This is a genomic window from Chryseobacterium sp. R2ACT005, from assembly GCF_049949215.1.
Lineage (GTDB): Bacteria > Bacteroidota > Bacteroidia > Flavobacteriales > Weeksellaceae > Chryseobacterium.
The window spans coordinates 15,620-40,475 of sequence record NZ_CP188192.1 but is presented as its reverse complement, the minus strand read 5'-3'; the positions used below and the strand labels follow the sequence as shown (position 1 = coordinate 40,475).

Here is a 24,856-nt window from a genome sequence, read left to right as displayed (position 1 = left end):
GTTGGAGATTATTTGTAACTTCTCGCTTTAACTTCGATATTGTCATAGATAAGTTCTTCTTTATGCAGAATTTCTTGTTTGATATCATCACCCTGATATTCCCAAGCTGCTACATATTTGAAGTTTACGTCATCTCTTTCTGCTTCACCTTCCGGAGTAGCATGATCTTCTCTAAAATGCCCACCACAAGATTCATTTCTGTGTAATGCATCAATAGCCATTAATTGTCCAAGTTCAAGGAAATCTGCTACTCTGAATGCTTTTTCAAGTTCAGTGTTCATTCCTTCACCATCTCCTGGAACTTTTACGTTTTTCCAGAAATCGTTTTTCACTTCTTCAATTTCTCTGATTGCCTCTCTTAACCCTTCAGGAGTTCTCCCCATTCCTACTTTGTTCCACATAATGTTTCCTAATTGCTTATGGAAGTGGTCTACAGAATGAGTTCCTTTATTATTTAAGAAGAAATCTATTTTTTCTTTAATTCCTTTTTCAGCTTCGTCAAACGCTCCTGAATTGGTAGGAATAGTTCCTGTTCTGATATCTGCAGAAAGATAATCTGCAATTGTATAAGGAAGCACGAAATATCCGTCCGCAAGACCCTGCATCAATGCAGAAGCCCCAAGTCTGTTGGCTCCGTGATCTGAGAAGTTAGCTTCACCAATTACGAAACATCCAGGAATTGTAGACTGAAGGTTATAATCAACCCAAACACCTCCCATTGTGTAGTGAACCGCAGGATAAATTTTCATCGGAGTTTTGTAAGGATCATCAGCAGTAATCTTTTCGTACATTACAAATAGGTTACCATATTTTTCTTCAATCCAAGCTTTTCCAAGGTCGTAAATTTGCTGTTCACTAGGATTATGAATATGCTTTTCAATAGCAGCTTCTTTACCTTTTTTGATAATTTCTGTAGAGAAATCTAAGTAAACACCTTCTTTAGTATCATTATTTTCGATTCCGAAACCAGCATCACATCTTTCTTTACCCGCTCTAGACGCAACGTCACGAGGAACCAAGTTACCAAATGCAGGATATCTTCTTTCTAAATAGTAATCTCTATCTTCTTCTTTAATATTTTCAGGTCTTAATTTACCTTCTCTGATGGCTACAGAATCTTCAATTTTCTTAGGAACCCAGATTCTTCCTGAGTTTCTTAATGATTCAGACATCAAAGTCAGTTTAGACTGCTGTGTTCCATGAACAGGAATACAAGTCGGGTGAATCTGTACATAACAAGGGTTTGCGAAGTAAGCTCCTTTTTTGTGGATTTTCCAAGCTGCAGAAACGTTTGATCCCATAGCATTGGTAGAAAGGAAATATACGTTTCCGTATCCTCCTGAAGCAATTACTACAGCGTGAGCAGAATGTCTTTCAATTTCACCTGTCACAAGGTTTCTCGCAATAATTCCTCTTGCTTTTCCGTCAACAATAACTAGATCTAGCATTTCATGACGGTTGTACATTTTAATTCTTCCTTTACCGATCTGACGGCTCATAGAAGAATAAGCACCTAATAATAACTGCTGTCCTGTTTGTCCTTTTGCATAGAAAGTTCTTTTTACCTGAACCCCACCAAATGAACGGTTATCTAGCTGACCACCGTAATCTCTACCGAAAGGAACCCCTTGGGAAACACACTGGTCAATAATATTTGCAGAAACTTCAGCTAATCTGTAAACGTTGGCCTCTCTTGCTCTATAGTCACCACCTTTGATGGTATCGTAGAATAATCTGTAAGTAGAGTCACCGTCACCCTGGTAATTCTTAGCTGCGTTGATCCCTCCCTGAGCTGCAATAGAGTGTGCTCTTCTTGGTGAATCCTGGTAGCAGAACGCTTTTACGTTGTATCCTTGCTCAGCCAATGTAGCTGCTGCAGAACCTCCTGCCAAACCCGTACCTACAACAATAATATCAATCTTATCTCTGTTGTTTGGTGCAACAAGGTTCATATGGTCTTTATGATTTTTCCACTTGTCTTTAAGAGGACCCGCTGGAATTCTTGAATCTAATTTACTCATATTAGTATATTGATATTATTGAGTTATAAAGTGAAAAACTGCAACGACGATAAATCCTGCAGGAATAAGGATTGAATACCATTTCCCGAAAGCTTTGATCATCGGCGTATATTTTGGATGTCTTGCTCCGATAGACTGGAATGAAGACTGGAATCCGTGAGCCAGGTGTAATCCTAATAAAACAAAAGAGATCACATACAAAGCCACTCTCCAAAGATCAGCAAACTTCTCATGAAGTTCCGGCCAGAAACGTTCTGCATCAGGAGTCAATCCTTCTACATACTTGTAATTGATTTCATGCAGCCAGAAATCATATAAGTGAAGCGCTAGGAAAGCTAAAATAACAGCACCCGAAATAATCATATTTCTGGACATCCATGAAGAATTCACAGATGCATTGTTTGCTGCATACTTTACCGGACGCGCTTTATTATTCTTGATCTCAAGCATAAATCCCATAATGAAATGGAAAATTACTGCAAAACCAAGAATAGGCTGCATTAAGAACTGCACAAAAGGATTATAGCCCATGAAGTCTGATGCTGTATTGAATGCATCCTTATTCAGAACTGATAACAAATTGGTCGTCAAATGCAGTATAAGAAAAATCAGCAAAAATAGAGCTGATAATGCCATAGCATATTTTCTACCTATCGTAGAACTCGTTAAACCTGCCATATAAGTTTAAATTTGAATTTCTACAAAATTAAGAAAGTTTAACAATATCGAAAAGTGAGAAATCTCACAAATAGACAGTTTGTAATGTTTCTAAATAAGAATTCCATACATTATAAATGCAGGAAAACACATAAATGATAACCATTATCTCAAATCGTAACTCTCATTCCTGAAAACTACTTTTTGAACTGAATCTGAAAAGGTTTTAAGTTCAAAATGATTTATTCTTCGAGAAGAGCAGTAAGGCTTCACAACAAACTGTAAAACCTTATCCTTATTTTCCATATCCGAAATCCAGAAACAAGCCTTATCTCCCCTTTTTATTGAAAAAATATTGGTTTTGTTGAATGTATGAATCAACACCTCTTCTCTCTGATTTTCAAACACATTACTTCCCGTTCTTATAATCAGAAATATGACGACAATCATCATCAGTCTTGAAGAATTTTTAACATTGAATTTTAAGATGACTGATCTTAATAAATAGACAATCATAAACACTGACAGCACCTCCAATCCGTTCATTGGAATGTTTTCAAAGAATAATACATCAACCTCAGCAAACCAATGGATTATTTTCAGCAAAATCTGAATAACAAAATCATATATCCCATTTATAAGTTCAAAGTCAATCCCAAAAGAAATAAGAGCTGTCATTAGGAATGAAAAAACGATGATTATTTCTGAAAAAGGAACAATGACAATATTTGCAACGATTGAAATGAATGAAAACTGATGAAAGTAGTACAGTACCAAAGGAAGTGTTGCCAATTGAGCAGATAAAGATATTGTAATGGTATTAAACAGGAGTTTTTTAAGGTAATTATCTTGTTTTGGAAAATATTTCAAGAGAGGCTGATTCAGCCAAAAAATCCCCAAAACGGCCAAAAAACTGAGCTGGAATCCTACATCGAAAAACTGCTGTGTATCTCCAATCAAAATAAAAAAGGCGGATAAAGCCAATGAATGAAGCAGGTCTGGTTTCCGCTGAAGCAATACAAAAATAAAATAGGCGCTCAGCATGATACAGGAACGCAGCACTGAATTTCCAAATCCGATAAAAGCAGCAAACAGCCAAATAAAAACCAGGCTTAGAACGGCCGCATATTTTCTGAATTTTAAGGGAATACAACGAATCAGCAAAAAGTAAAACATCCCGAAAATAACTACAATATGAGTTCCGGAAATAGCGAGAAAATGAACCAGTCCGGATTTATTGAAATCCTGTACAGTATCTGCATCAATCTCTGTACGGTCTGCCAGAATGATTCCTTTTAAAAATTCTTTGGTTTTTCCTGAAATTCCGGTTTCATCAATATTTTTGAGAACCATAAATCTATATTGGCGCAGCTTATCTGCAGGAGTTAAATCATCACGTTCTGCAGATACAATTTCTTTTGAAAGATAAACCTGATAATTAATATGTTTTCGTCTCAAATATCTGGCATAGTGGAACTGAAAATCATATTGGGACTTTTTTGGTTGTGCTATATAAGCTTCGGCTTTGTAATAATGAAGAAAATCCAATTCTTTGATATCCTTCGGAACATACACTATTGAGTTAAAAGTTGTGTTTCCTACCTGTGCTGTCCCTTCATATTTTTTATATTTCTCAGTAGTATTTAATTTTTGAGAGATTGCAAAAGTAACTGTTTCTTTTTTTTTTACAAATGAAGAAACATCCGCTGAAAAAGTATTATGAAAATGAAGAATAATCCCTATTCCAAAGAATAGAAGTCCCAGCAAAAAAGCTTTGATTTTATGTAAGAAATAAGAATGAAAACATATTGCAGCCAAAATAATCAGGCAGATCACAATAACCAAATAAAGTGCAATACCTGTCAATACCATTTTCTCTTGAAAAAAAATTCCAAGAATAAAACATATAACCAGAATAAGAAGAGGCTGCTTTTGCAATTTCAATTAATTATCCTTGTAAAATAGATAATTAATCCATGAAGTATTATCTCTTGAATAACCAAATAAACACTTCGCAGCATATTAAAGTTATCAACAGAACACTTGATTTTTTGCTATGAAATCAAAGATTGAAAGTGTGTTATTTCTTTTTCAGAAATTTATCCGCCAAACGCTTCGTTTCTTTGATATAAAATAAAGGATCTTTCCCATAATCTTCATATTTGAAATCTCCCACTTTTTTAGGAATAGCAGGTTCTATCTGTGTTCCTTCATGCCATTCATTGAATGATGTGATTCCGATGAAGTCCGGATTTACTTTGATGGCAGCATCAAACATATTTTCGTAATACTTCCCATTGTTTCTGCTTTTGAAGTTGGTTTCATTCCACGGACGGATTCTTGTATCTGAATAACCGGGCCCTACACAAGGGATAAAAATCAGATTGTGATCTTTAGCATAGCTGGCCATAAAATCCCAATTAGCAGTTGTGCTTCCGTACACAAAACCTTCACTGGCAAAATAGGTATAGAAGCCATCAAAACCTGCTGTATTAAAAAACTTAGCATCATCTTTTTCAACCCAAAGGCCGATATAAAGAGCATCTAAATCTGTATTTCTTACTGTTTTTTCTCCACTTTTGGACAGTATTTTCGCCCATTCTTCTTTAGGAATTTTATAGCTGTCATAGACATAAAATAACGGTTTTCCGTCTTTTTTGTAAAATGCATGATGATGGGAATACGTTTTTATTAGATAAGAGAGCTGTTCCTTTAATTCTGTGGTATTTTTATAAAACGGCTCAATGTGAAATGCAATTTTTAAATCAAAATGATCGGCAATATCGAGGTATTTGATAAGACTTTTATCCGTGAATGAATCTTTTCCCAGCCAGCTGACAACAACTACTCCCACTCCGGATTCTTTGATCATTTTCATATGTTTTTCAATGATCTTTGCATCATTGGAACTGTAATTTCCAAGTGCTGGATAAAAATTGGCACCAATATCATCTCCACCTTTGTGGTGACCAAGATTGTTCCACTTCGGATTACTCCAGTGAGGTAAGATCTCATGATTCCAATGTTGGTAGCTTCCGTCCGTTTCAGGATTTCCATACCATCCATAATAAAATATCTGAACTTTATCTCTTGAGCTGCTTTGCTGTGCGGCACTTTTCGAGAAAAACAATATAAATACCAATAATAACAGAAAACGGTTACAATAATTCATAGTTAAAAAGTAAATTAAATTCTCAAAAGCTTGGGTAAAACTATACTTTCAATATCACCTCAGCAGCATGATCACTGGCCCCTTTTCCACCCAATTTTTCTCTCAGAAGGCTGTAATCATTCAGAACCTGTGTTCTTTTGTCTCCTTCTATGATTTTACTGAGTTCTTCTACCAGGTTTTTGGTATTCAGATCATTTTGTATCAATTCTTTCACGACTTCTCTGTCCATGATAAGATTAACCAGAGAAATATAATTAATGTTTTTCACTAATCTTTTAGCAATAGCATAGGAAATCTTACTTCCACGGTAACAAACCACTTCAGGAATATTCAACAAGGCGGTTTCTAAGGTAGCTGTTCCGGAAGTAACAAGAGCTGCTTTGGAACATCTTAACAAATCATATGTTTTGTTGGATACAAAATGAACATTATCATCCACATATTTCTGATAAAACTCTTTAGGAAGACTTGGTGCTCCGGCAATTACAAACTGATAGTTTTTAAAATGCGGTCTTACGGAAAGCATTATTTCAAGCATTTTTTCCACTTCCTGTTCTCTGGAACCTGGCAGAAGCGCAATGATTTCTTTTTCGTTCAGTCCGTGCTCTGATTTGAAACTTTCAATACTGATTTCCTGCAGATCCGAAATAGCATCCAGCAAAGGATGGCCTACAAAATGGGAATGAACGCCGTGTTTTCTGTAAAAATCTTCTTCAAAAGGAAGAATCACCATCATTTCATCTACATATTTTTTGATAGTTTCTACCCGTCCTTCTTTCCATGCCCAAAGCTGCGGAGAAATATAATACACGACTTTGATACCAAGTTCTTTGGCAAATCTGGCAATCCTCAGGTTGAACCCGGGATAATCAACCAAAATCAAAACATCAGGTCTGTTCTTCCGAATATCCTCTTTACAGAATTTGATATTATTCAGAATGGTTCTGAGATTCATCACCACTTCCAGAAACCCCATAAAAGCAAGGTCACGGTAATGTTTTACCAGTGTTCCGCCCTGAGCTTTCATCAGATCACCACCCCAAAACCTAAACTCCGCATTCGGATCCTTTTGTTTTAAGGCTTTCATCAAGTTGCTTCCGTGCAAATCACCTGAAGCTTCTCCTGCAATAATATAATACTTCATTTCTATAGTAAGGATAGAGAACAAATTAAAATAGATATGATCTTAATTCGTAAATTTGTTCAAAGATAATGATAAAAAATGTCAGAAGAATTTGAAATCCGGAATAAAATTGCCGAAAGCGGCCTTATCAATTTTGACCTTGCCACTTTACTTCCAAAGGGAGAAAGAAAAGGTATTGACCTTAAAGATTTTCTTTTTCAGGAAATGATCCTCAAAGAAAAAGATTTTCGTGAAAAGGTAGAGGCTATAGATACTGAACTATACAAAGACTCATACATATACATTTACAATTCTGTAGATACAATTATCCCGCTTTGGGCTTATTTTGTATTGACCGCGAAACTTACTGATGTTGCCAAAAAAATAGTCTTCGGAAGCCGGGAGGATCTTGATGTTATTTTAATGCACAATGCCATCCAGACGCATGATTTTGAAGAAATGAGAGGCAAAAGAGTTCTGGTAAAAGGCTGTTCAGATAAAGATATTCCTGAAAATGCATATATAGAACTGGTTGAACAGTTAAAACCCATTGTAAAATCCCTGATGTTCGGAGAAGCCTGTTCTAATGTTCCTATCATAAAGAACTAATATGAACAAATATTTATCAGCTGTATTTTTGTTTATTATTTTTCTTGGTATCTACTATTTCGGAAGTTTTTCAAAAATTCCTTTTGCCGATTGTGTAGGATTTGTGTTGAGTGCAGAAAAAGGGATATGGGAAACAACTGCTTCAGCAACCAGTCACTTTTTATATATCAATACTGTTATCTTTATTAAAAATCTGGCGGGTATTAATGCTATTGAAGCAAGCCGTTTTTTGGTTGTTTCTTCAGGAGCAGCCACAGTTTCTGTTATTTATCTCACGGTAAAAAGTATTTCAAAAACAGAATGGGCATCGCTTACAGCCGCTTTTGTTTTCGGTTTCAGTTTCTCATTTTGGAGAAATGCAGAGATAGTAGAAGTATATACTTATAATTCCCTGTGGGTAAGCCTTTTTTTCTTTTCAATGATAAAAAGTGTTATTGAAAAGAAAAGAATTTACATCCTGTTAAGCAGTCTGTTTTTAGGGATCAGCTTATGGGTTCATATTCAAAATATACTGCTGATACCTTCTTTATTAGTCTTCTTATTTTATTTCAGAAACGAAAAGAAATATGCAGTGGCCTCACTATTCATTTTTGCAGCATTGTTTAGCTCTTTATTTATTCTGAATATTTCCCAGGGACTCCCCTTCAAATCACCATATAGTTCTGATCAGGGAACATGGGTGGAAGATTCTTTAAAAAAAAGTACAATTCAGTATGTGAAAGATTTTTTCCAATCTTTGGCATATCTTATTTATAATTTCAATGTATTCACATATTTCGGAGTCGCAGGTATTCTGTTGTTATACAAGACTAATCGAAAAATGTTTTTTGTTTTTACTGCCGGTGCAGTATGTGTATATGGATTTTCTACGTTTTATGCGGTATCCGATAATTACGTATTCTTTTTACCCTTCAATATTATTTTTGCGTTATCAGTAGGATATGGTCTTTCTTCCGCAAAGTATGCCCGTTTAAGAAAATTCTCCTGGGTATGCCTGTTGATTCCGGTGGGATACCTTCTCTTCTATAAAGCAGCATTTTTAACGGAGAAAGGAAAAGAATTTCATGCATATAAGGAGTACAAAGGCGGTCTGGATTATTATGTTCTTCCATGGATGAATAACAATGCAGGTATTCTGGAGTTCACCATTGATAAAAAACAGGCACCCGAACCTATTGAATGGATGACAATAAGTGCTGTAGAATACATTAAAGTACTAAAAAGCAAAGGCTATACAGAAGAACAGATCAGAAAACTTTAACAATAATTATGAAAGGCGGTCATTTTATGAGGCATATTTTTTGATAACTTTGATTTACTTAATACTAACAAACACAAAAAATGAGTTTAATTGACCTACTTACAGGGAACACAGGCAACCAGGTTGCTGAACAGGCCGAAAACAAATTCGGAATCGGCAAAAATCAGGTAATCGCCCTATTAGCAGTAGCTACACCTCTTATTATCTCTTATCTTAGAAATAAATCTCAAGATGCTAAAGAAGCAGAGGCTTTAAATAATGCTTTAGATAAAGACCACAATGGAAGTATCTTAGATGACGCTTCTCAGATTGAAGCAAGACAGGCTGAAGGCGGATCTATTCTTGATCATATCTTTGGAGGGCAAAAAAGCACTGTTGAAAACCAACTGTCACAAAACACAGGAATTTCAATTGACAAAATAGGTCCTATCCTGGCGATGCTGGCACCTGTTGTAATGGGATACATTGGGCAGCAGAAACAACAGAGTAATGTAGGTGCAGGTGGTCTTGGAGATCTTTTGGGAGGAATTCTTGGGAATGCTTCCAACCAGGCTCAGGCTCAGCAGTCTAATCCTTTAAATGACATTCTTGGAAGTGTTTTAGGAGGAGGTACACAATCTCAATCATCAGGAAATCCATTGAATGATATACTTGGAAGTGTATTGGGTGGTGGAAACCAACAACAAGGCGGTGGCGGCTTAGGCAACATCCTTGGTAATATTCTTGGAGGTAAATAATTAATTTAATTTTCATAAAAAAAGACCGGAGAGATGATCTTCGGTCTTTTTTATTTTGATTATTTTTTAGATTTTTCTTCAGAAGCTGCAAAAGACTTTGAAGCTTTTTTAGGTCTTCTTTTACCATAACTTCCGGAATTGATTTTTCCTCTTCTTGATTTTTTGTCTCCTTTTCCCATAGTATTATGTATTTGTTGTATTACGAATTTAGAAAATGTAAGTTTAAAATCCAATTAATGAAGCTGTTAAAGTTTTATAAATTAAGGAGGGAAGTATGAGGAAGAAGGCTGGAAGTTACTTTTAGGCTACTATCTTCAATTCTTTGTTATTGAATCATTTATCACCTTCATCTTACTGATAAGGGCAATTTAAGGTATTTTAGACTTTGAGCACTTCCTGCACCCAGCCTTTTAAACCAAGATATTACTATTTTTGATTCTCTGCTATTAAATCAATTATCACCTTAATTTCGTTGATAAAGACAGATCCAGGTATTTCAGACTTTGGTAACTTCCTACATCCAGCTTCCAGCACCCAGCCTTTTAAATTAAACCTTAATCGTTTTCCATTTTCCTTTTTTGAATAAGATAAACGCAACTATTGTAATCAGGGTTTCTGCGGCAGGAATTGAAATAAAGACTCCTTTTGGACCCATTTCAAGATATTTTGACAGAAAATACGCCAGAGGAATCTGAAACAGCCAGAATCCAAAAAGATTAACCCAGGTCGGTGTCCAGGTATCGCCGGCTCCATTGAATGCATTGATCATTACCATCCCGATTCCGTAGAAAATAAATCCTGTACTCATAATCTGAAGAGCATTTTTAGCAAAATCTTTAATAGCCGTTTCCTGAGTGAAAAAACTAACTAAAAAATTGCCCATAAAAATAAATATCAGACTTACAATCAACATAAAGATGACGTTATATTTTACAGTCTTCATTACCGACTGTTCTGCTCTCAGCATTTCGTTTGCTCCCATATTCTGCCCTACCAGCGTAGACGCCGCATTGCTCAGTCCCCAGGCCGGAAGCATAAAGAACATCATCAGTCTTAAAGCCGTCTGATAGCCTGCCGATGCATTTTCGCCCCCTGTAGTCGCTACCAATTCTGCGAGGAAAATCCAGCTGCATGAAGCAATAACAAACTGAAAGATTCCAGGAGTTGCAATTTTTACAATGGATTTGATTAATTCATAATTCGGTTTAAAATAAGGAATCTTTATGCGGATTTGGGTATCCGCTACTAAAAGATGATACAACTGGTAAATTACTCCGATACTTCGTCCTATTGTAGTTGCCAAAGCTGCCCCTGTCAATCCCAAAGCGGGAACGGGTCCTAAACCTTTTATCAGTATAGGGCACAGAATAATATTGGCAATATTCGCGATCCACAAGCTTTTCATAGCAATCATCGCATTTCCTGCACCTCTGAAAATACCATTGATTAAAAATAACAGCATAATGATTGTACTGCTGCTCATCATAATTCTGGTAAAATCCTTCCCATAGGCTGCCGCTTCCGGCTTTGAGCCCATCAAAATCAGGATTTCCTCAGCATAAATCACTCCCAGTAAACTTAAAACGAAAGTAATAGCAAATGACACCAGTAATACCTGTGCAGCACTTCTGGAAGCCTGCTCCGGATTTTTCTCCCCTATTCGTCTTGCCACTAAAGCTGTTGCCGCCATACTCATACCAATCGCAATAGAATACATCACAGAAAGTACAGATTCGGTAAGTCCTACAGTCTGAATAGCAAAACCACTTTCTTTCAGGTGTCCGACAAAATAGAGATCGACCAGCGCGAATACAGATTCCATAGCCATTTCCAGCATCATTGGGATCGCTAAAAGCAATACAGCACTTCTGATATTCACCTTCGTAAAGTCGGTTTCTTCGCCACTGAATGCTTTTTTCAAAAATTCAACATATTTTGTCATGATGTCCTTTAGTTTACTTAGCAAAAGTATTCATTCAAAAGCAATTAAAAGTTGGCATATGAAAAGTTTTTAATCACTGCTGAATACTGATTACTCCAGTAAAAAACTCAAATCAAAAAAAATAAAATAAAATTCACAACAAATATTTATCGTATTACGATAAATATTTATACATTTACAACAATTAAAAATTATAATTGCATGAAATTAATTGGTGAAAAATCAGCCTCCACAGTTTTGCATAAAATTCTGCTGGTAGTTTCAATAGTTCAGCTGCTGTATTTAGGTTATTTAATTTTTGGATTCATTGTAGCATATCTCAATATACATCAAGGGACACACTATTTATCCGGTACTTTTAAAACCGGAGATTTCAACAATGAAGTCCCAAAAACAGCTGCTGACTCATTAACCTTTGAATTCAACATACCATTAACCGGCTCTGTAATCAGAGGAAACTATACCCTGTATACCTTTATTTCAATTATATTTTTCATTGGGTTTTACAGTCTGTTTACTTTTTATCTGTTCAGAATTTTCAAAGGAATGAGCAAAGAGATTATTTTTAATATAAAAGTAATCCGAGACCTCAGACTATTTTCTATCCTCAATATAATTTTCGTACCGGTTTATTGTGCCGTTTTATATTTCATGGATAAATCTGTATACAGTATAGATCCGATGTTTATATTACTTCACCTCACCTTAGGAATAATGATCCTTTTCATTATGGAGTTTTTTAAAAAGGGGTATGAATTACAAACTGAAAATGACTTAACAATATAATTATGCCGATCATTATCAATATTGATGTAATGCTTGCAAAAAGAAAAATGCAATCCCAGGAATTGGCTGAAAAAATAGGGATTACACAGGCCAATCTATCCATTTTAAAAAACGGAAAAGCCAAAGCTTTAAAAATTTCAACGTTAGAAGCCATCTGTACAGCACTGGATTGCCAGCCTGGTGATATATTAGAATTTAAACCTTAAAATCAATAATATGAAACTCAGTTTAACCTTAAGAACAATCATTTTGACATTGGTTGTATTTTCAACATTTACAAGTGCTCAAGAACTGACTAATGAACACAAACAAATGTTGAAGTATGACAATACCGCTTATTTTAATACTCTGATCAATAAAAATAACATCAATACCTGTTATCAGATTGAAAACAATACCTATACTTTATTAGGCTTAGCCATTAAAATGAACAGTAAAGAGATATTCCAAAAACTGATTGATGAAAAAGCAGATTTGGACAAAGTATGTGACGGAAAGACCCCCTTGATGTTTGCCGCAAAATATGGAAATACAGAATTTACAAAGAAACTCCTGGCCAATGGAGCAAAAAAAGAGATTAAAACATCAGCAGGCTACACAGCTCTGGATTATGCCCGAAAATATGAGAAACCAGAAATCATTAAGCTTTTGGAGTAATTTTTAACTCATGATATTTAAAACAGCAGTTTTGCAATTCTATAATTAATACGAGAATAATCTGATTAATAGAACGATAATTATTATCAAAACTTAGCAATTGGTAATAAAATTTAATTTAGATTTGTATATTCTTAAAAAAGTATCCTTATGAAAAAAATAATCTCTACTACCTTTCTATTTGGAATGTTACTATCTGGAAGTATGTTTTCTGCTCAGAAGATGACTCAGGAAAAGATGAAAGCGATCTATTCTGATGATGTGGCAACATTTAAAAAACAGTTTGCCCCGGGAGATTACAACAAATGCTTCCTCGTTGGAAATATAGCTTATTCACCCCTTGGATTCAGTGTAATGTCTGATAGAAAGAATATTATACATTTCCTTTTGGACAACAAGGCCAATGTTAATAAAAAATGTCAGAACAAAACACCTCTTGAAGTAGCAGATGATACAAAGGGTACTGAAGAAATAAAGAAAATTCTGACAGAAAAAGGCGGTAATAGAAATTAAAAAACCTGAAAACAATATACGAAACTTCCGAAAGGAAGTTTTTTTTATTTATAAAACCTGCAAAAATCTTATCTTTGCCAACGAAAAATTCAAGGTTCGGAATTGAACCTTAAACATTGAACTTTAAACAAATAATTATGTTTCGATCACACACCAACGGAGAGCTATCTCTGAAAAATCTGAATGAAGAAGTTACACTATCAGGATGGGTACAGACTATCCGTGATAAAGGATTTATGATTTGGGTAGATCTTCGAGATCGTTACGGAATTACCCAGCTGGTTTTTGACCAGGAGCGTTCTTCTGCACAACTGATGGAAGAAGCTAAAAAACTGGGCCGTGAATTTGTGATTCAGGCTACCGGAAGAGTTATTGAAAGAGTAAGCAAAAATCCTAATATTCCAACAGGGGAAATTGAAATCCTTGTAGAAAAACTGACTATTCTGAATGAATCTCAGTTGCCTCCTTTCACTATTGAAGATGAAACAGATGGTGGCGAGGAATTAAGAATGAAATACAGATATCTGGATATCAGAAGAAATCCGGTAAAAGATAAACTGATCTTCCGTCACAAAATGGCACATAAAGTAAGAAATTACTTATCTGATGAAGGTTTCATTGAAGTGGAAACACCTGTTCTGATCAAGTCTACTCCGGAAGGAGCAAGAGACTTTGTTGTACCAAGCAGAATGAACCCGGGACAGTTTTATGCATTACCACAGTCTCCACAAACTTTCAAACAGCTATTGATGGTAGGTGGAATGGATAAATACTTCCAGATTGTGAAATGTTTCCGTGATGAGGATTTAAGAGCCGACAGACAGCCGGAGTTTACACAGATCGACTGTGAGATGGCTTTCGTAGATCAGGAAGATGTAATGAATGTATTCGAAGGAATGACTAAAACTCTTATTAAAGATATCACAGGTCAGGAATTCGGAGATTTCCCAAGAATGACTTTCGCAGATGCGATGAGAAAGTACGGAAATGACAAACCGGATATCCGTTTCGGAATGGAGTTCGTAGAACTGAATGAACTGGTAAAAGGAAAAGACTTTAAAATATTTGATGATGCAGAATTGGTTGTTGGAATCAATGTAGAAGGATGTGCAGAATATACAAGAAAACAGATTGACGAGCTTGTTGATTGGGTAAAACGCCCTCAGGTTGGAGCTTCAGGAATGGTTTGGGCTAAATTCCAGAATGATGGAGTGAAAACCTCATCAGTAAACAAATTCTACAACGAAGAAGATTTAGCAAAAATCATCGAAAAATTCGGAGCAAAAGAAGGAGACTTAATGTTGATTCTTTCCGGAAACGAAAATAAAGTAAGAGCTCAGCTTTCTGCTTTAAGAATGGAACTTGGTAACCGATTGGGGCTAAGAAAAGGAAACGTATTTGCACCACTTTGGGTAGTTGACTTCCCTCTATTGGAATTTGATGAGGAAAGCGGCCGTTACCACGCAATGCACCATCCGTTCACATCTCCAAAACCTGAAGATATTCATTTATTGGAAACAGATCCTGGAAAAGCAAGAGCTAACGCATATGATATGGTTCTTAACGGAAACGAAATCGGAGGTGGATCTATCAGAATTTTCGATAAAGACCTTCAGTCTAAAATGTTTGATTTGTTAGGATTCACCAGAGAAGAAGCTGAAGCACAGTTTGGATTCCTGATGAATGCCTTCAAATACGGAGCACCACCACATGGAGGTTTAGCATTTGGATTTGACCGTTTGGTAGCGATTCTTGATGGAAACGAAGTGATCAGAGATTATATTGCATTCCCTAAAAATAACTCAGGACGAGATGTAATGATTGATGCTCCGGCTTCTATTGCTGATACACAGCTCGACGAATTAGAATTACAATTGAATTTAAAAGCATAAATGTAAAGCGGGGTATTTGCCCCGCTTTTTTTATACACAAATATTATGATACAAAAAATTGCCATTCTGGGAGATTTCAACCCCGTCCATTCTACGCTTCATGCATTAAATGAAAGCACAAGAAACATTCAAAAAAAATTAAATCTGGATATTCAGTTTGACTGGATTCCCACAGACATTTTTAATAATAAAATTGTTTTTGAGACCCAAAAGTATTCAGGACTTTGGATTGCTCCCGGAAGTCCATATCGTGATATGGAAAATGTCCTTAAAGCCATACAATTTACACGGGAGAATAATATTCCTACTTTTGGAAATTGTGGCGGATTTCAGCACATGATTATAGAATTTGCAAGAAATGTTTGCGGTATTCAGAATGCTGATCATGAAGAAACAAACCCGGATGGGGCAGATCCATTGATTAAAAAACTTCCCTGCTCTTTAAAAGGAGAACAGGAAAACCTGAAACTCATTGATAAAAATAGTTTTCTCTATCAAACCATCCATCAGGATAATATCATAGGAAAATATTATTGCAGCTATGGCATTAATGAAAAGTATGTTGATATTTTGACAAAGAACGGACTGTCTCTTACTTCAATATCTGAAGACGGAAATTACCGTTCATTTGAAATAAAATCCCATCCCTTTTTTGTAGGAACATTATTTCAGCCTGCTTTAACTTCTACAGAAAAAGAACCGAATCCAATTATTATGGAATTTGTGAAAAAATGTTTAAATAAAAGCTAGTTAGAAAGGATCAATAATGTAAAGCGGAGCCAATACTCCTTTTTATACTCTAAATTACAGGAATCTTCAATGTACAACGCCTTATATTGATAATATTCATGAGGTCACATTTTTGCAGTCATAGCAATTCAAATTCTATCATACTATATTAATTTGTCAATAGAATGAACTTTATGTTAGTATAATATACAGTTTTAGCTACTATATCAAGTATCTGTGAAATAACTTAATTTAAAATTTAATAGTAAAAATTAATACAAAAACGAAAAATCATCGAAATTAATACACAATTTAAACAAAATCACAATAAAACAATAATTATATTATGTTATATACAATCATAATTTTTTATTAATATATTTACGACATACAGCTGAATTATAATGAAGACTTAATCAAAACTTATGATTTGGTTAATTTTATAATCTTTTGCGTATGATAATAATATAGCTGTTCATATTTAGCCTGATCACCAAACCAATATTAAATAATATGAAAAGCAAACTATTACTCTTATCAGCATGCCTTGTTTTGGCACTGAATTCGTGCAGGTCTGATATTGAAAATGCACAGGCAGATTCAATAGATCTTACAACAACGAAGCTCGACAATGCAAAGATTCACAAATTACTGATTAACGGAAAATATACGTACGTTAATGAAGTTAATGGTGAATATTTTTATGCAGATGATATTACTATCAGCGCTGAACAGTTTGACAAATTAAAGATACAGGCCAATTCCGAAATGTCAACCGTTGAGAAAAGTACCATTGTAAGCTCCTTTATCAAGACATGGCCGAATGCAACAGTCTATTATACATTACCCAGTCAGGGAAGTCTGAGTACACAGAATTATAATACGTTCCTTACCAATATCAACAAAGCCTTTGATATGATCTCTTCTCAAACCAGTATGCAGTTTGTTGAACGCACGAATCAAACAGAATACATCACCTTTACTTATACAACAAGCAACAGTTCACCACTTGGATGGCAAAAAAACAGAGTTAACGGTATTAAAATTTATAATATTACTTATCCCGCGATTATCGCACATGAAATAATGCATTCTATGGGAATCATGCATGAACAGTGCCGTCCGGACAGAGATCAGTATATTATTGTAGATGTTAACAAAGCAACAGAAGGAAGCCGTCATAACTTCAACCTTTATAATGATTATGCAGGACATGGTGCATTTGATTTCGGTTCAGTCATGATGTACCAGTCTACAGACTTTGCTATAGACCCAAGCCAGCCTGTAATGACTAAGCTGGACGGATCCACTTTCACAAAGCAAAGAACAGGATTGTCTGCCGGTGATTATGCTGGAATAAATCACTTGTATGGACCTGTTAATACTACTTCTGCCATCAACGGAACTTATACAATGAGAACAGCTTTAGCTAGTGATAAAAATTTGGATATTTCCGGGAGCTCTACTGCAGACGGCACCAGCATAATTCTGTATTCAGCCTCTACAGGGAATAATCAGAGATTTACTTTCAGTAAATCAGACCATGGGTATTACATCATCAAATCTATATTAGATCCTGCGAAGGTGTTAACCGTAAAAGGTAACGGAACAACAAATGGAACTGCTGTTGAATTAAGAACCAATTCTAATGCAGATTCTCAGAAATGGTTATTATTCAATCTGGGCAATAATGGTTTGGGATTCGCTCCTAAGAATGCACCAGCACTGAGATTAGAAGTAAAGGATGGCTTAACAACTAATCTTACCCCTATTGTAATTGGCACTACAGATCAAACGGTTCAGCCTTCTACAAAACAGCGTTTTATACTTACAAAAGTTAACTAAACTTTTTTCATACAAATCAAAAGAGGTTAGGAAATGTATTTCCTAACCTCTTTTGTTTATCGGATCAGTATATAATTTCTGCTCAATAATTATTTACTTGTTAATCTTAACATTTCATGTCTTCCCGGACCTGTTGAAAGATAAGCCACCGGAATTCCCAATTCAGCCTCCAAAAATGATAAAAACTCAATTAATTCTTGTGGCAATCCTGAAGGGCTTTTCATCGTGGAGAAATCAGCATTCCATCCCTTCATCCATTTCAGTACGGGTTTTCCATTTTCAGGAAGTAAACCTGTTACATCTACTGTTTTTCCATCTTCCAGTTCATAATGAGTGCACACTGCTACTGATGGTAATCCGCTTAACACATCTGCTTTCGTCAGAACCAGCTGAGTCACGCCGTTGATCATTACCGCATATTTTAAAGCAGGTAAATCCAGCCAGCCTGTTCTTCTCGGGCGTCCTGTATTGGAACCAAATTCATTTCCTTTTGTTCGGATCTCTTCACCTAATTCATCAAATAATTCTGTTGGAAATACTCCGTTCCCTACTCTTGTACAGTATGCTTTTGCAATTCCAAATATCTCACCTATCTTTTTCGGTGAAATCCCCAGTCCACTGCTTGCTCCTGAAGCTGTTGTGGAAGAAGAAGTGACATGAGGATACGTTCCATGGTCAATATCCAGCATGGCAGCCTGAGATCCTTCAGCTAATATTGTTTTTCCTTCTGTCAGAGCATTATTTAAATATAATTCTGTTTCAGTACATCTGAATCTCTTCAGAAACTCTACCGCTTCAAAAAACTCATTGCTGATTTCCTCCAAAGAAGGAAGCTCCATTCCTCCTGCGGTCAGCATTTTATAATCTCTTTCTAAAATATGCAGCACCCTGCTTCTAAAGTCAGGAGCAAACATATCTCCAACTCTTATATTCTGTCTTAAAATTTTATTTGAATACGCCTGTGCAATCCCGTTTTTGGTTGTTCCAATTGTTGTATAATCCGGACTTTCTTCCATAAAAACATCGAGAAACTTGTGAGTAGGCAGTACAAAGTGCGCTTTAAGAGAAATAATCACATTGCCTTCAGGCTGAACTGTGGGATCAAATATCTGAAGATTTGCAATTTCTTTTTTAAAACTTACAGGATCCAGAACAGTTCCTGTACCAATTACATTCTGTACTCCTTTCATAAAAATCCCCGAAGGAATCATTTTAAGAGTTATTCTACGCCCGTTTCTTTCAATGCTGTGTCCAGCATTAGATCCGCCATTAAAACGCGCTGTAATGTCATAATTTTCACTGATAAGATCAATAAACTTTCCTTTACCTTCATCTCCCCATTGCAATCCTAATACAATATCCATATTCGTACTTTAATTTTATGAGGCAAAGCTATGACAGTCAATAAGAAAGACCATTGTCATTTGGCAAAAAGGGAATTCAGGTGTAAAATGTAAAAAGTATTAATGACCCAAACTATCATCAATGATATTCTAAACTATATTCCTTCTGATCCGGCTTAATGAAGAGGGAGTCACCCCAAGATAAGATGCCAGCATAGATTGCGGAACCCTGTTGGCAAGGCCCGGATAATGATTTAAAAAATGGATATACCGTGATTTCGCATCCTGATTCAGCATGATACTCGCTACCTTCAGTTTATTCTCCACAACAAAAGCATGGATTCTTGCAAATAAAACCGGCCAGACTGTTATTTTCTCTTCCAGTATTTTAAAATGCTTAAGATCTATCACCAGCAATACAGCATCAGTAATAGCTTCAATATCTTCGTGAGCGGGAAGCTGATCGGTAAAGCCCTGAAAATCTCCGATAAACCTTCCTTCGTAAATAAAATAGCGCGTAAAATCATCCCCCTGTTTATTATAATACAAAGACCGGAAGACCCCTTCTTTCACAAAAGCAATTCTTTGACTCGCCTTTCCTGCTTCTATGAAAGGATGCCCTTTCTTTACAGTGATTTCCTGAATTCCTTCAGTAATCAAAAGTTCATCCTGAGGATTCAGTATCCCGAATTTTTTGATATAATTAAAAAGTTCTTCCATATTTTTTGTAACCACAGATTACGGAAATATAAAGGTATAAAAGTCGGGGCTAAAAACAATTGTCATTTGACAAAAAGCCGGTTAAAGGTACCACACAGGCCTCCAACGGCATGTTAATTGCTTGATTTTTAAAAACGTAAGACAATGAAAGCAATTTGGAATGGCGCCATTGGCTTCGGTTTAGTCAACATTCCTGTTAAAATTTATTCGGCAACGGAAACCACAAAATTGGATCTCGATATGCTCGACAAGTCTGATTTTTCTAATATTCGTTTCAAAAGAGTAAATGAAAATACAGGAAAAGAAGTTAAATGGGAAAATATCGTCAAAGGTTATCTCATGGACGACAAATATATCGTTCTCGATGAGGAAGATTACGAAGCGGCAAGCCCCGAAAAGTCAAAAATACTCTCTATTGACCAGTTTGTAAAGGAAGTGGAAGTAGACAGTGTGTATTTTGAAAACCCTTATTATCTGGAGCCTCAGAAAAATGGGGAAAATGCCTACAGACTTTTACTGAAAGCTCTTGAAAAAACAGCTATGGTAGGAATCGGAACATTTGTGCTCCGTGAAGCTGAAGCCATTGGAATGATCCGTCCGTACAAAGATGACATCCTCGTTCTCAATCGTTTAAGGTTTGACCAGGAAATAAGGGATTATAAAGATCTAAAAATTCCCGCGCAAAAAGCTCCGAAACCGGCAGAACTTAAAATGGCGGTTAACCTTATTGAGCAGCTTTCCCAGGAATTTGATCCTGCGATATACAAAGACACCTATTCTGATGAACTGATGAAAATCATCAAGCAGAAAGCAAAAGGCAAAAATACAAAAGCTAAAAAAGCACAGCCTGCAAAAGAAGGTAAAGTGATTGACCTTATGGCACAGTTAAAAGCCAGTCTGAATACCTCTAAATCCAAATCTGCATCGTAATGGCTCTCAAAGATTATAATGAAAAACGAAAGTTCGATGAAACCAGCGAACCTAAAGGAAAAACCAAAAAAAGCAAAGATAAATTGATTTTTGTGATTCAGAGACACGCCGCATCCAGGCTTCATTATGATTTCCGGCTTGAAATGGAAGGTGTACTGAAAAGCTGGGCCGTTCCGAAAGGCCCTTCTTTAGATCCAAAAGATAAACGTCTGGCCATGATGGTGGAAGATCATCCCTACGATTATAAGGATTTTGAAGGAAATATCCCTGAAGGAAATTATGGTGCCGGGCAAGTGGAAGTATGGGACAGTGGAACTTATGAACCTTTGGAAGAAAATCCCAAACTTTCTGATGAAAAAGAGCTGCTGAAAGAATTGCATGCCGGTTCTTTAAAATTCATTTTACACGGTAAGAAACTGAAAGGTGAATTTGCTTTGGTTAAAATGAAAAACACAGACGACAATGCATGGCTGCTCATCAAACATAAGGATGAATTTGCAGAAAGCCCTTATGACGCTGAAGAAAACACCTCACCAAAATCTTTGGTTACCCAATTTTTAGAGGAAAAAAAAAGCTTAAAAATAAAAGAAAAAAAGAAGTCGTAACCTTTGAAAAACCGTTCAGAAATTTTAATTCTTTAACGAACGAAAAAAAATTAAAGTCTTTCATAAAGCCCATGTTGGCTAAGCTTTCCGAAGAAGCCTTCAATGATAAAGGCTGGATTTTTGAAATAAAATGGGACGGCTATAGAGCCATTGCGGACTTAAGCCATGACACTCCTCTCTTCTATTCCCGGAATGGAATTTCCTTTTTATCAAAATTCGAAAAAATTGCACTGGAATTCGAAAAACAGAAACATCATATGATTCTGGATGGTGAAGTTGTAGCGTATGATGAACAAGGGGAACCTAATTTCCAGTTTTTACAGCAGATTGGAGATCATCCGGATGCTGCGCTTGTGTACCATGTTTTTGACCTTATATGGCTAAATGGTCATTCTACCGAAGACCTTCCCCTTATTCAGCGAAAGGAACTTTTAAAAGAGGCTCTGACAGAAACTGATCGTATTAAATATTGTGATCATATTCAGGAAAAGGGTATTGAGTTTTTTGCACAGATGAAAAAAATGCAATTGGAAGGTATGATTGCAAAACGGGCAGAAAGCCCATACATTGAAAATCACAGAACCAGTGACTGGCTGAAAATCAAATTCTCCAATACAGAAGAGGTTATTATTTGTGGTTTCACAGAACCCAGAGGTTCACGAAAAAGTTTCGGGGCCTTAATTTTAGGAAAATATTTGAATGGAAAGCTTACTTACTGCGGACATACGGGAACAGGTTTCAATAATGCTTCTTTAAAAGAGCTTTACCAGAAACTTCAGAAGCTGGTTGTAAAATCATCTCCATTCGAAACTATTCCAAAGACCAATATGCCGGTAACATGGACAAAGCCTGAACTGATCTGTGAAATAAAATATTCTGAAATTACAAGGGACGGAATCTTCAGACATCCTGTTTTTATAGGGTTACGAGAAGACAAAGACCTTAAAGAGATCAAAGATTCATCCTTCACCGAAAAATCTAAAGAAATGAAAACGAAAGCATCATCAAAAAAAACTGAAGTTTCTGAGAAAGAAAAAGAGATCACTTTGGACAAACATATCGTAAAACTGACCAATCAGGATAAAACCTATTTCCCAAAAGATGGCATTACTAAAGGAGATGTCATTGAGTATTATCAATCAGCAGCTGCTTATATTCTGCCTCATTTAAAAAACCGTCCGCTTTCTCTCAACCGCTTTCCGAATGGAATTGAAGAGCAGGGGTTTTATCAGAAAGATGCCGGAGATCATATCCCGGACTGGATAAAAACTACACAGGTTTATTCTGAATCCAATGATAAATACATCGACTATATGTATTGCAATGACAAAGCAACTCTAGCCTACCTGAATAATTTAGGCTGTATAGACCTCAACCCATGGAATAGTTCTTTACCCGATCTGGAGCATCCTGATTATCTGGTTTTAGATCTTGATCCATCTTCCAAAAATACATTTGATGAGGTAATTGAAACAGCACTTCAGGTGAATGAGGTTTTAAAAACAATTAAAATAAAAGGCTACTGCAAAACCTCTGGAAGTACAGGAATTCATATTTATATTCCCATGGGAGCTCATTATGATTTTGACCAGGTAAAAGATTTTGCCCATATTCTTATGAAACAGGTCAATGACAGACTTCCTAAAATCACTACTTTAGAACGAAGCCTTCAAAAAAGAGATCATAAAAAAATCTATCTCGATTATCTTCAAAACAGGACGGGACAAACCCTGGCAAGTGCATACAGCCTGAGACCTAAACAAGGTGCTTCAGTTTCTATGCCTTTGGATTGGAATGAATTAAAACCCGGATTGAAACCTACTGATTTTAATATTAATAATGCTCTGGAAAGGATCAAAGAGAAAGGAGACTTGTTCAAACCAGTTTTGGGTAAGGGAATTGATATGATGAAAGCTCTGGAGTTGCTGCAAAATATTGATTAAAAAAACTCCAACATCATTGTAAATGCAGGAGTTTCTTAAAAAAATTAAATCTAATTATTGATTATAAACATGAATATCCCGTTGTGGAAAAGGAATTCCAATTCCCGCTTTATCGAGAGCTTCTTTACAACCGATGATGAGCTCTTCGTTCATAGCCCAGTAATTTTCTATAGAAGTGCTTACTCTTACCGATAAATTGACAGCGCTTTCTCCCAGTTCTGTAACCACTACCTGTGGAACAGGTGTTGCAAGAGCATATTGATTATTTCTAATGACATTCATTAAAAGATCTTTGGTCTGCTTAAGATCTGCATCATATGCAACTCCGATATCCAATGATGTTCTTCTTGTTCCCAGCTGGGTAAAATTGGTAATACTGTTATTTGAAACCACACCATTAGGAATAACTACCAATTGGTTTTGTGGTGTAACCAGTTTTGTATGGAAAATATCTATTGCCTGCACCGTTCCTGAAACTCCGGAATTGGTAGAAATAAAGTCGCCAATTTTAAAAGGTTTTAATAATAAAATTAATATTCCCCCTGCAAAATTTGTCAGGGAGCCCTGCAAAGCCAAACCTACCGCCAAACCAGCTGCACCAATCATGGCAACAAATGCAGATGTCTGTACTCCCAATTGAGTTACAACAACAATAAACAACAGAATATTAAGCCCCCAATTGATAATATTTAACAGAAAATGTCGCAGAGAAGCTTCCATATTACGTTTTATAAAAGCTTTTTCAACCAACTTTTTAATCATTCTGATCATCCATGATCCAATCAGATAAATTAATAATGCAGAAATAACTGCAGTAAAAACTCTTGGTGCCCATGAAATTGCTGAAGAAATTAACGTGTCCCAGTGCTGTTGAATCTTGTTCAATTCTAAATCGTCCATTTTATACTATATGTTTATTATTATCAATGAGATATTAAGTTCTGCAGGATTTAAAAATGAAATTGAATACATCTGTCTAAAAAAGAAATTTACCTTACACTTCAAAAGTGAAAGTAAATGGTATTATAGATTAAAATAGATTGACAGCAGAACAGATTGTTTCAGCTTACTCAATAATCATTCAGAAATTGAATCTTGCAGGAAGAAATAATTTTTCGGTCATAGAATTACAAAAACGATACCGAAGTCCAATTATTAATGGAAATTAATCTTTTATAACCTTCTTATTGATTAATTATTTTATTTTGATTAAAAACCAATCAATATGGTTCCAACTGGAATAAGACAAGTTATACCATCGTTGATCAATATCTTATTTTGAATCTTCTTCAAAACAAAATCAATCTCATCTTTACAGCATCTGGTTTTGAAGGGTCTGGCTATAATACTTTCAAGGATTTTGTTCAAAAA

23 protein-coding genes are annotated in these 24,856 nt (G+C 35.7%); 13 read left to right on the top strand and 10 right to left on the bottom strand.

Annotated features, from left to right (window positions below; translation table 11 throughout):
• Nucleotides 1–8: 8 nt before the first annotated feature.
• The 5 genes from ACPF63_RS00200 to lpxB form a co-directional block, all read right to left on the bottom strand.
• On the bottom strand, nucleotides 9–2,021 hold the full coding sequence (locus ACPF63_RS00200) for a fumarate reductase/succinate dehydrogenase flavoprotein subunit (RefSeq protein WP_426481593.1): 2,013 nt from the start codon (nucleotides 2,019–2,021) through the stop codon (nucleotides 9–11).
• 15 nt (nucleotides 2,022–2,036) lie between these two features.
• Nucleotides 2,037–2,699, bottom strand: a complete 663-nt coding sequence (locus ACPF63_RS00195; RefSeq protein WP_426481592.1) for a succinate dehydrogenase cytochrome b subunit — start codon at nucleotides 2,697–2,699, stop codon at nucleotides 2,037–2,039.
• Nucleotides 2,700–2,843: 144 nt separating this feature from the next.
• Complete coding sequence (locus ACPF63_RS00190) at nucleotides 2,844–4,616, bottom strand: ComEC/Rec2 family competence protein (protein WP_426481591.1); 1,773 nt, start codon at nucleotides 4,614–4,616, stop codon at nucleotides 2,844–2,846.
• A 142-nt stretch (nucleotides 4,617–4,758) separates the two neighbouring features.
• Nucleotides 4,759–5,850 carry a glycoside hydrolase family 99 protein gene (locus tag ACPF63_RS00185; RefSeq protein WP_426481590.1) on the bottom strand — a complete coding sequence of 364 codons (1,092 nt, stop codon included), beginning with the start codon at nucleotides 5,848–5,850 and terminating at the stop codon, nucleotides 4,759–4,761.
• A gap of 40 nt (nucleotides 5,851–5,890) precedes the next feature.
• Nucleotides 5,891–6,994: a lipid-A-disaccharide synthase gene (lpxB, locus tag ACPF63_RS00180; protein WP_426481589.1), complete on the bottom strand. Its 1,104-nt coding sequence runs from the start codon at nucleotides 6,992–6,994 to the stop codon at nucleotides 5,891–5,893.
• A 78-nt stretch (nucleotides 6,995–7,072) separates the two neighbouring features.
• Here lpxB and ACPF63_RS00175 point away from each other — a divergent pair, with 78 nt between their 5' ends.
• The 3 genes from ACPF63_RS00175 (at nucleotide 7,073) to ACPF63_RS00165 (ending at nucleotide 9,580) form a co-directional block, all read left to right on the top strand.
• Nucleotides 7,073–7,582 (top strand): DUF2480 family protein, encoded by a 510-nt coding sequence (locus ACPF63_RS00175; protein WP_077418864.1) that lies wholly within the window; start codon nucleotides 7,073–7,075, stop codon nucleotides 7,580–7,582.
• 1 nt (nucleotide 7,583) lies between these two features.
• Nucleotides 7,584–8,843 (top strand): protein O-mannosyl-transferase family, encoded by a 1,260-nt coding sequence (locus ACPF63_RS00170; protein ID WP_426481588.1) that lies wholly within the window; start codon nucleotides 7,584–7,586, stop codon nucleotides 8,841–8,843.
• A gap of 80 nt (nucleotides 8,844–8,923) precedes the next feature.
• Entirely contained in the window at nucleotides 8,924–9,580 is a 657-nt protein-coding gene (locus ACPF63_RS00165; protein WP_077418862.1) for a DUF937 domain-containing protein, read from the top strand.
• 59 nt (nucleotides 9,581–9,639) lie between these two features.
• Here the strand turns inward: ACPF63_RS00165 and ACPF63_RS00160 are convergent, their stop codons facing one another.
• Together ACPF63_RS00160 and ACPF63_RS00155 are read right to left on the bottom strand one after the other, a co-directional pair.
• Entirely contained in the window at nucleotides 9,640–9,759 is a 120-nt protein-coding gene (locus ACPF63_RS00160) for a 30S ribosomal protein THX (protein WP_065119703.1), read from the bottom strand.
• Between the two features lie 368 nt (nucleotides 9,760–10,127).
• Complete coding sequence (locus ACPF63_RS00155) at nucleotides 10,128–11,522, bottom strand: MATE family efflux transporter (RefSeq protein WP_426481587.1); 1,395 nt, start codon at nucleotides 11,520–11,522, stop codon at nucleotides 10,128–10,130.
• Nucleotides 11,523–11,723: 201 nt separating this feature from the next.
• On the opposite strand from ACPF63_RS00155, the gene ACPF63_RS00150 reads away from it, so the two are divergent.
• The 7 genes from ACPF63_RS00150 to ACPF63_RS00120 all read left to right on the top strand — a co-directional run bounded on the left by ACPF63_RS00150 (nucleotide 11,724) and on the right by ACPF63_RS00120 (nucleotide 17,944).
• Nucleotides 11,724–12,308 carry a DUF2975 domain-containing protein gene (locus tag ACPF63_RS00150; protein ID WP_426481586.1) on the top strand — a complete coding sequence of 195 codons (585 nt, stop codon included), beginning with the start codon at nucleotides 11,724–11,726 and terminating at the stop codon, nucleotides 12,306–12,308.
• Nucleotides 12,309–12,310: 2 nt separating this feature from the next.
• Entirely contained in the window at nucleotides 12,311–12,514 is a 204-nt protein-coding gene (locus tag ACPF63_RS00145; protein ID WP_077418859.1) for a helix-turn-helix domain-containing protein, read from the top strand.
• Between the two features lie 10 nt (nucleotides 12,515–12,524).
• Nucleotides 12,525–12,965: an ankyrin repeat domain-containing protein gene (locus ACPF63_RS00140; protein WP_077418858.1), complete on the top strand. Its 441-nt coding sequence runs from the start codon at nucleotides 12,525–12,527 to the stop codon at nucleotides 12,963–12,965.
• Between the two features lie 150 nt (nucleotides 12,966–13,115).
• A complete protein-coding gene (locus ACPF63_RS00135; protein ID WP_139348588.1) occupies nucleotides 13,116–13,478 on the top strand; it encodes a hypothetical protein in 363 nt (120 codons plus the stop codon).
• 137 nt (nucleotides 13,479–13,615) lie between these two features.
• Nucleotides 13,616–15,370, top strand: coding sequence for an aspartate--tRNA ligase (gene aspS, locus ACPF63_RS00130; RefSeq protein ID WP_426481585.1), 1,755 nt, complete (start codon nucleotides 13,616–13,618; stop codon nucleotides 15,368–15,370).
• A gap of 45 nt (nucleotides 15,371–15,415) precedes the next feature.
• A complete protein-coding gene (locus tag ACPF63_RS00125) occupies nucleotides 15,416–16,120 on the top strand; it encodes a glutamine amidotransferase-related protein (RefSeq protein ID WP_180564676.1) in 705 nt (234 codons plus the stop codon).
• Between the two features lie 492 nt (nucleotides 16,121–16,612).
• Entirely contained in the window at nucleotides 16,613–17,944 is a 1,332-nt protein-coding gene (locus ACPF63_RS00120) for a M12 family metallopeptidase (RefSeq protein WP_426481584.1), read from the top strand.
• A gap of 89 nt (nucleotides 17,945–18,033) precedes the next feature.
• Here the strand turns inward: ACPF63_RS00120 and ACPF63_RS00115 are convergent, their stop codons facing one another.
• Both ACPF63_RS00115 and ACPF63_RS00110 read right to left on the bottom strand, forming a co-directional pair.
• Nucleotides 18,034–19,308, bottom strand: a complete 1,275-nt coding sequence (locus ACPF63_RS00115; RefSeq protein WP_426481583.1) for an adenylosuccinate synthase — start codon at nucleotides 19,306–19,308, stop codon at nucleotides 18,034–18,036.
• 129 nt (nucleotides 19,309–19,437) lie between these two features.
• Complete coding sequence (locus ACPF63_RS00110) at nucleotides 19,438–20,007, bottom strand: Crp/Fnr family transcriptional regulator (protein WP_426481582.1); 570 nt, start codon at nucleotides 20,005–20,007, stop codon at nucleotides 19,438–19,440.
• Between the two features lie 144 nt (nucleotides 20,008–20,151).
• Here ACPF63_RS00110 and ACPF63_RS00105 point away from each other — a divergent pair, with 144 nt between their 5' ends.
• From ACPF63_RS00105 to ligD, 3 genes are all read left to right on the top strand, one after another.
• Nucleotides 20,152–20,937 (top strand): Ku protein, encoded by a 786-nt coding sequence (locus ACPF63_RS00105; protein WP_426481581.1) that lies wholly within the window; start codon nucleotides 20,152–20,154, stop codon nucleotides 20,935–20,937.
• Nucleotides 20,937–21,542 (top strand): DNA polymerase ligase N-terminal domain-containing protein, encoded by a 606-nt coding sequence (locus ACPF63_RS00100; RefSeq protein ID WP_426481580.1) that lies wholly within the window; start codon nucleotides 20,937–20,939, stop codon nucleotides 21,540–21,542. The genes ACPF63_RS00105 and ACPF63_RS00100 overlap by 1 nt, the downstream gene beginning before the upstream one ends.
• Nucleotides 21,543–21,613: 71 nt before the next feature.
• Nucleotides 21,614–23,485, top strand: coding sequence for a DNA ligase D (ligD, locus tag ACPF63_RS00095; protein WP_426481579.1), 1,872 nt, complete (start codon nucleotides 21,614–21,616; stop codon nucleotides 23,483–23,485).
• 54 nt (nucleotides 23,486–23,539) lie between these two features.
• Here ligD and ACPF63_RS00090 read toward each other — a convergent pair whose 3' ends face one another.
• On the bottom strand, nucleotides 23,540–24,385 hold the full coding sequence (locus ACPF63_RS00090; protein WP_426481578.1) for a mechanosensitive ion channel family protein: 846 nt from the start codon (nucleotides 24,383–24,385) through the stop codon (nucleotides 23,540–23,542).
• Between the last annotated feature and the right edge of the window lie 471 nt (nucleotides 24,386–24,856).